General features: G+C 42.6%; 9 protein-coding genes and 2 pseudogenes. 5 read left to right on the plus strand and 6 right to left on the minus strand.

Going from position 1 to position 7823, the window contains the following annotated elements; translation table 11 throughout:
* Positions 1-159: 159 nt before the first annotated feature.
* Positions 160-453, minus strand: a pseudogene (locus tag RMO55_RS12370) (DUF4291 family protein); the annotation flags it as partial.
* Between RMO55_RS12370 and uvrB the strand changes: the two are divergent.
* The gene (uvrB, locus tag RMO55_RS12375; RefSeq protein ID WP_310426925.1) at positions 452-2452 is read left to right on the plus strand and encodes an excinuclease ABC subunit UvrB; all 2001 of its coding nucleotides are present in this window, start codon (positions 452-454) and stop codon (positions 2450-2452) included. The pseudogene RMO55_RS12370 and the gene uvrB sit on opposite strands and share 2 nt — an antisense overlap.
* A gap of 135 nt (positions 2453-2587) precedes the next feature.
* On the opposite strand, the gene RMO55_RS12380 is transcribed toward uvrB, so the two are convergent.
* Both RMO55_RS12380 and RMO55_RS12385 read right to left on the minus strand, forming a co-directional pair.
* Positions 2588-3328, minus strand: coding sequence for a class I SAM-dependent methyltransferase (locus tag RMO55_RS12380; RefSeq protein ID WP_310426926.1), 741 nt, complete (start codon positions 3326-3328; stop codon positions 2588-2590).
* A gap of 91 nt (positions 3329-3419) precedes the next feature.
* Complete coding sequence (locus RMO55_RS12385) at positions 3420-3578, minus strand: hypothetical protein (RefSeq protein WP_310426927.1); 159 nt, start codon at positions 3576-3578, stop codon at positions 3420-3422.
* Positions 3579-3834: 256 nt separating this feature from the next.
* Between RMO55_RS12385 and RMO55_RS12390 the strand changes: the two genes are divergently transcribed.
* A complete protein-coding gene (locus RMO55_RS12390) occupies positions 3835-4092 on the plus strand; it encodes a hypothetical protein (RefSeq protein WP_310426928.1) in 258 nt (85 codons plus the stop codon).
* A 102-nt stretch (positions 4093-4194) separates the two neighbouring features.
* On the opposite strand, the gene RMO55_RS12395 is transcribed toward RMO55_RS12390, so the two are convergent.
* Complete coding sequence (locus RMO55_RS12395; protein ID WP_310426930.1) at positions 4195-4800, minus strand: hypothetical protein; 606 nt, start codon at positions 4798-4800, stop codon at positions 4195-4197.
* A 1-nt stretch (position 4801) separates the two neighbouring features.
* Between RMO55_RS12395 and RMO55_RS12400 the strand changes: the two genes are divergently transcribed.
* Positions 4802-4960, plus strand: coding sequence for a hypothetical protein (locus tag RMO55_RS12400; protein ID WP_310426932.1), 159 nt, complete (start codon positions 4802-4804; stop codon positions 4958-4960).
* A 13-nt stretch (positions 4961-4973) separates the two neighbouring features.
* On the opposite strand, the pseudogene RMO55_RS12405 reads toward RMO55_RS12400, so the two are convergent.
* Positions 4974-5171: pseudogene (locus tag RMO55_RS12405) on the minus strand (type II toxin-antitoxin system HigB family toxin); the annotation flags it as partial.
* Between the two features lie 4 nt (positions 5172-5175).
* Complete coding sequence (locus RMO55_RS12410) at positions 5176-6744, minus strand: NAD(P)/FAD-dependent oxidoreductase (protein WP_310426933.1); 1569 nt, start codon at positions 6742-6744, stop codon at positions 5176-5178.
* A gap of 141 nt (positions 6745-6885) precedes the next feature.
* Between RMO55_RS12410 and groES the strand changes: the two genes are divergently transcribed.
* Both groES and RMO55_RS12420 read left to right on the plus strand, forming a co-directional pair.
* Entirely contained in the window at positions 6886-7197 is a 312-nt protein-coding gene (groES, locus tag RMO55_RS12415) for a co-chaperone GroES (protein ID WP_310426935.1), read from the plus strand.
* A 48-nt stretch (positions 7198-7245) separates the two neighbouring features.
* Positions 7246-7823, plus strand: a 578-nt coding sequence (locus RMO55_RS12420; protein ID WP_310426937.1) for a TCP-1/cpn60 chaperonin family protein, incomplete at its 3' end; no start/stop codon positions are given.

Below are 7823 nucleotides of genomic sequence, written 5' to 3' on the forward strand. Positions count from 1 at the left end.
TTCAACGTAAAAATGAGCCGCATTTCATTCAAAAAGTGTTCTACATGGGCTGTTCCCAATTCCTCAGTAATCTATACTAGACAATATATAGCGTTTTATTCTGAGCGTTCATTCAGTGAAACACTAAATATAGAATCAGTCAAGTAGAAAGTCGGGGGCTAGAGGTTGGAAGGCTGCTCGTTTAATCTTAACAGCCAATACGACCTCCTGACCCTCTTTCTGTCCCCAGCCGGAGCGATACATCATCCAGAGGAAATTGGGCTTAATCCAGCTCATTCTGGTTAGGCTGAAGTCGCCACCGAAGTAGCCGTGAGTGGCTGCAAAATTGCCGATGGCGGGACGATACGCCTGGTACACAATTACCCCTTCTTCATCAAACTGCGCTACAATGTGACGACCGATTTTCGGCAGTTTGGTCTGTTTTTCGATGTAGCTGGTGGTAATAAGACGCATGGATACTGAATTTGAACTGATAGCACCATTTAAACCGACTGGCGATCAACCTGCGGCGATCGAGCAACTCGTAGCTGGATTAAAATCTCAACAGCGGTTTCAGACTCTACTCGGTGCGACGGGTACGGGGAAGACTTTTACGATTGCGGCGACGATCGCCCAATATCAGAAACCGACTTTAGTATTAGCTCATAATAAAACATTGGCGGCGCAATTGTGTAATGAGTTGCGGCAATTTTTCCCGCATAATGCCGTTGAATATTTTGTTTCTTATTACGATTATTATCAACCAGAGGCATATATTGCCGTTAGCGATACTTTTATTGAAAAGGCATCGGCAATTAATGATGAAATCGATATGCTGCGACATTCGGCGACTCGATCGCTATTCGAGCATCGGCATGTAATTGTGGTGGCTTCGATTAGTTGTATTTACGGTTTGGGTACGCCTGCTGAATATTTGAAGGCGGCAATTCCGCTCAAGGTGGGGATGGAAATTGACCAACGGGAGATGTTAAAGCAGTTGGTTTCGGTGCAATATAGTCGCAATGATATTGAATTGAAACGCGGTAATTTTCGGGTGCGCGGGGATGTGGTGGAAATTGGTCCCGCTTACGAAGATCGGATCGTGCGGGTAGAATTTTTTGGTGATGAAATTGAAGCGATTCGCTATGTCGATCCGGTGACGGGTGAGATTTTGAATACGGTGGGTGGTTTGAATATTTATCCGGCGCGGCATTTTGTGACACCGGAAGATACGTTACAGGATGCTTGTAATGATATTGACGAGGAGTTGAAAATTCGGGTAGCAGAGTTAGAAACTAATGGTAAATTAATCGAAGCTCAACGGATCGACCAACGGACGCGCTACGATTTAGAAATGCTGCGCGAGGTGGGTTTTTGTAATGGGGTGGAAAATTATTCTCGCCATTTAGCCAGACGAAATCCTGGCGATCCGCCGGAATGTTTGATCGATTATTTTGCTGATGATTGGTTATTGGTAGTTGATGAATCTCACGTTACTGTTCCCCAAATTCGGGGGATGTATAATGGCGACAGATCTAGAAAACAAGTTCTCGTCGATCATGGTTTCCGGTTGCCCAGTGCGGCGGATAATCGCCCGTTAAAGGCTGATGAGTTTTGGGAGAAGGTGAATCAATGTATTTTTGTTTCAGCAACCCCTGGAGTCTGGGAAATCGAGCTGTCAGAAGATCGAATTGCTCAACAAATTATCCGTCCGACGGGAGTAATTGACCCTGAAATTTTTGTGCGTCCAACTGAGGGACAAGTAGACGATTTATTAGGTGAAATTCGCGATCGAGTCAAACTCCAAGAACGAGTTTTGATTACAACTCTCACTAAACGCATGGCTGAAGATCTGACTGAATACTTTCATGAACGTAGTGTCAGAGTCAAATATCTCCATTCGGAAGTTCAATCGATCGAACGGATCGAAATTATTCAAGGTTTGCGAAATGGTGAGTTTGATGTGTTAATTGGGGTGAACTTATTACGTGAGGGTTTAGATTTACCAGAAGTGTCTTTAGTCGCGATTCTCGATGCAGATAAAGAAGGCTTCTTGCGTTCGACTCGATCGCTAATTCAAACGATGGGTAGAGCCGCCCGACATGTGCGCGGACAAGCGATTTTATATGCAGATAAAATGACTGATAGCATGATCGCGGCGATCGATGAAACTGACAGAAGACGGGGAATTCAATCTGCACATAATAAACTAAATAATATCACTCCTCAATCGATCGTCAAAACAGGTAATAACTCAATCCTCCAATTCCTAGATCTTTCGCGCCGGATGAATGCTCAACAATTGGAGACAGTTATCGCCCATGTCGATGAATTATCGCTCGAACAAATCCCCGATGCGATCGTTCAATTAGAAGCAGAAATGAAAATAGCCGCCAAAGAATTAGAATTCGAGAAAGCAGCAACATTGCGCGATCGGATCAAACAATTACGCAGCAAATTAGTTCGTACATAGCACTAAAATTTTGTGAGTATCGCGGTAGGTGGGGTTTCATTCTTCAACCCAACACACTAGCGATGACATATCCCCGACTTCTTTAAGAAGTCAGGGATATAGCACCATCTAACCACCCAATTATTCATCGATTCATTACATCTTGCGATAACAACGGGTGGTAATGAAGTAGGGATGAAAAACTTCGAGGAAGTTTGATTGGAGGTTTTTAAAAAAGATATCGATAATTTTGGAATCGTCCAAGTGGAAGGGAAACTCTTGATTTAATCCTTTGGAGAAATACCAATTGGTAATCATTTTACCATCAGCATTGAGGATACGATGAAACTTTAATAGCTGCTGACTTGGATCTGGTAAATGTTCGATCACATCAAAACAAGTAATCGTATCAAAGGTGTCAGTTGGGGCTAATTCAGTGCAACAAGTAATTTTTGATTCTAGCCCTAATTGCTTAATTCGATGTTTGACAAAGTTATAATTAACTGGGTTGATATCGCAGTAAACAACATGACTAACATCGGGACATAAAGCTGAGGCGATCGCATGTGTACCAATCCCACCACCAAAATCTAATACTCTTCCTTTCGATCGATCCCCAATCAATCGCAACGTATCGCCGATATAATTGGTACTAGTTAGATGCCAAGTTGCTAATTCAAATAAATAAGCTTCACCGACTCGATCGCGATAAAATTCACTAGCTTCTTCCCAATTAAAATCCCGTCGCCCTAGTTCGGCTAAATCCTCTAAAGCAGTCTTGAATTTTAGTTCCAATTCTTCGGCATCGATCTCTAAAAATTGCTGGAGATGTTGCTTTAAATTAAATGCATCTTGCCAGTAACCACTCAACTGCGACGGGATTGGAAATGTAGACATGAGTCAGAAGTGAGGGGATAGAGATCTAGAATGAGCATCGCGACAGGTGTAAAGGGATGCCCTGAATTTGCTGTTCGTAGGCTGAATTGGGTTAATGATGATGTCGAGCGACTTCTGCTAGTCTATCAGCTACTGTTGCGGCAAGATCGAATGCCTGAAGTTGCTGGAGTAATTCGAGAGGTGTTGTTAATTTAGCGATGGCTAAATCTGGCTGGTTTAGTTTTGCCGCATTAGAACCAATATTTGCCATCGCCAGAGCCGAGCCGAGCGGGTAATCGATCCAATTTTATCGGGATTTACGCCCACAGCTTGGCAAATTCCATCAAAATTATCTCTCATCAGACTGGCTCTTTACCAAAACTTTTTGAGAGTTGGTACTGACACTTGTGCTTTAGTTGCCCAGATCGGAGCACTTTTAATCCATCATTGTCTCTTTCTTGCTCGATCAACAATTCTTAATCAAGCAGCTTTTCGTTTTTTTGCACCCCAAGCGGCTTTTTCGGTTATTGCCCATTCAACCAACACAAGGGGGCGATCCTCAAGTTGGTGGTAAATTAGAAAATTACTTGTCTGCGGAGGGTTTCGGTGAGATTGAGACGCAGGTAGAGGTGGTAACGAGCAAGCAATTGGGTGGGATTGGTAGATTTTTGGAGTTATTATTCTCTGGGAATCCTTATCACTCGAGCGATCCTGACTTAGAGCGATTTATCTGCGGGTGGTTGACGACGAAGCACCAAGGTTTGAACTTTACAAGGGGAATTTAGGGGGATCTCCACCAATTTCGATTGTTTCTAGACAAATTTTTATTGTTTAGCTGTAAATTGCATTTTGGCAAATTCTCCAGCTTGCTGATGCATATTTAACTGCTAGAATTTCTCGATCGCTAGTTGCCGCCATTTCATCCATTCATCATAATTTTCTTGTTTCTGACTTAACATTGCTAGATAAGCATAACAAATAGCAATCGGACGAGCATCTTTATTTTCTATCAATCGATCGAGCGATTGTAAGAGTAAAATTTTGGCTCGATCAAATTCACCTTTCGCCATCAGTATTTTAGCAAGTCCACCTTGATTCAAAATGGTAAGTCGTTGATGATGCTCGGATTGGGCTAATGCCAATGATGTTTGATATAAAGATGCAGCTAAATCTAAATTATTTAGACCAAATTCGACTTGGGCTTGATGGTACTTTATCTGAGCTAAGTTTAGATCTGATAAATCTGTGGATAAATTAAGCGCATCTCCCAACCATTTTTTAGCTAAATTAAAACTTCCTGGCGTTTGCTGGCGAATCTCCAAAGCGGCAATATGATTTAAGAGATTGAATCTGTCATTAAAATTAACTCCTAACTCCCAAGCAGCTAAAGCTAAATCTCTTGCCTTGCCATGTCGATCGGTTTCATCAATACAAGTAATCGTCAAACTTTGATGATATAGTGCTAGAGCTAAAGTTTCTCGATCGTCTTGCATAATGGTAGAGATTTTGGCTGAGATGGTATCTAGACTCGATTCTCCAGGAGAAGCTACACCAACGATCGACAATCAACAAACAATTTTCAAATTTTCAAGTATAGCTTTGGGTTTGAATGCGATCGAATCAAACAAACAAGATCGGATCGACATGAAATAATCGACCCAATGATTCAGACATCGATCGATCGATCCCGATCGTATTCTGTATGAGTGAGAATATATTTAATATAAATGAGCTGCTGCTCATAATCGATACTGACAATCAACCGATAATTATTTCCTTTGATATTAAATACCGTAAAATTGCCGACAGCCTCTGCTGTGGGGAAGACTGCTTGAACTTCGATTAGATTTTCCCATGTCGCTTTACAGTTATTTAGAGTGTTTCAAATCTTTTAAAATTGATTCTGCTGCCATTATCCCTGTGGTGCATCCACCTTCCATATAACCTTGAAAATCGATCGAACAATGCTCGCCAATAAAAAAGAGATTCCCGACTCTTTCGCCTTCAGTACCAGCAAATTTAGTCCATTGTCCGACTAAATAACAACCATAAGAACCCCGCACATATGGGGAATCAATCCAGTCGGTGATAATCGCTTTATTTGAGGCGAGATTTTTCACGCCTGGAAAAATTAGATCCAATTGCTGGGTTAATTTACTGACAACTTCTGCGGGTTTCAATCGAGCTGTTTTTACGCCTAAGTTGCCACCGATAAAATTAGTAATAACACCTGTTTTGGTGGCATTATATCGGCTTGGTTCCCAAGTTTCGCAGAGTTCTAAATCGCTAAAAGATTCACCATTAGACTGATATTTGGTGCGCCACAATCGATCGCTATAACTAGTAATTACTTTAGTATTCGTGCCATAGCCTAATTCTTTAATCGCAGCCTGTTTGACTGGTGGCAATTTCACCCCTAGATCGAGCTGTCTGAGGATACTAAAAGGCAAAGCTAGAATTACTCGATCGAACGTATATTCTTTACTGATACCACTTGTTTGGAGACTAACTCGATAGCGATTGGTATCGGTAGATCGGATCGATTCTAACTGAGTACCTACTTCGATATACTTACTAAGTTTCTGAGCTAATTTATCGATGATTTGGTGATTGCCACCGCGAATTTGATAGCGTTGGTCGCTACTGCCAAATATTTCTATTTTACTTGGATCTTTACCGATTAATAGTAATAAATTAATCGCAGATTGCTGTTTGACTTCTAATCCATACTCATTAGTGTAGGCAACTTCAATTAACCGCCGCAATAATGGATCGGGACAATATCGATCGAGATAAGCTGAGATTGAGAGTCGATCGAGTTTGATGGCACGAGGATTCTTTGATTTATAATTTACATCGCCGATCGCTTTGACATCTCGATCGATTTGTTTAGCTAAAGGCTTAAAAGGCGCAATTAATTCTCGTTCCTTGATTAGTCGATTATCAAAGAAATATACATCTTTCGTTAATCCACGATCGGAAGCAAATAAATCGACCTCAACTAAACCTACTTCCTGGGCTAGTTTCCGAATATTTTTATGCCCAGAATCGATAAATTCACCACCTAATTCTACCGTAGTGTCCGTACCTAAAGCCTTGTCCCGACTGAGAATTCGCCCACCGACACGCTGACTAGCTTCGACAATTCGCACTGGTACACCCGATCGATTAAGATAATAAGCCGCCGTCAATCCTGCAATTCCCGCCCCCACAATTAACACGGGTGCTGTTGCGGCATCCACCTGTGGCTGATGGCGATCGAATGCGAGCGCAGAGAGGGCACCAGCCGCCGCGAGAGAGCCTCGAACTAAATGGCGACGACTAATCCGCAGTTCCCACAGTTCGAGAGCTGTTGTCGCAGAAATCTGTCGAGCGTCGGCAAATCTAGCAATCTGATAAGCACGCCGCAAACTCTGTATCAAGTGACTTTTAGCCATCCTCTACCTCTAACCTTAACTAACTACAGCTATATCTAACTATAGTGTGGGAACCCGTACTCAACCCTTGCTTGCAATGCCCTACCTCAGTCGGATAAATTAGCACTCAGCAGTTGAGAGTGCTAAATACTCATAATAATTATGGCATCAGTATCGTTAACAGTATCCACAGTCAAGCCTTTAGCCGATCGCGTCTTCGTTAAGGTCAGCGCATCTGAAGAAAAAACCGCTGGTGGGATTCTTCTCCCTGATACAGCAAAAGAGAAGCCCCAAATTGGCGAAATCGTTCAAATTGGTCCTGGCAAACGCAACGAAGACGGTACTCGTCAAGAGCCAGAAGTCAAAGTCGGCGACAAAGTTCTTTATTCCAAATACGCTGGTACCGACGTGAAGCTCGGCGGCGACGAATATGTTCTGTTATCTGAAAAAGATATTTTAGCTGTAGTCGGCTAGATCGTTTCTTCAACGAACATTTCACCTTACTCCTAAAATTAAAAGATTATGGCAAAGCGAATTATATACAATGAAAATGCTCGTCGCGCTCTGGAACGCGGGATGGACATCTTGGCTGAAGCGGTAGCAGTTACCCTCGGTCCTAAGGGTCGTAACGTGGTCTTAGAGAAGAAATTTGGCGCACCCCAAATCGTTAACGATGGTGTAACCATTGCTAAAGAAATCGAACTCGAAGATAACGTCGAAAATACTGGTGTTGCTCTGATTCGTCAAGCTGCATCTAAAACTAACGACGCTGCTGGCGACGGTACTACTACAGCTACTGTACTCGCTCACGCGATCGTTAAAGAAGGTTTACGCAACGTTGCGGCTGGTGCCAATGCGATCGCCCTCAAACGCGGTATCGACAAAGCAACTGGTTTCCTCGTCGAGAAAATCGCCGCTCACTCCAAACCAGTAGAAGATTCCAAAGCGATTGCTCAAGTAGCTTCCATCTCTGCTGGTAACGACAACGAAGTCGGCGAAATGATTGCTAACGCCATGGACAAAGTTGGTAAAGAAGGCGTTATCTCTCTAGAAGAAGGTAAGTCGATGATTACCGAACTAGAAATCACTGAAGGGATGCG

The sequence above is a fragment of the Chamaesiphon sp. VAR_48_metabat_135_sub genome (assembly GCF_031418915.1).
Taxonomy (GTDB): domain Bacteria; phylum Cyanobacteriota; class Cyanobacteriia; order Cyanobacteriales; family Chamaesiphonaceae; genus Chamaesiphon.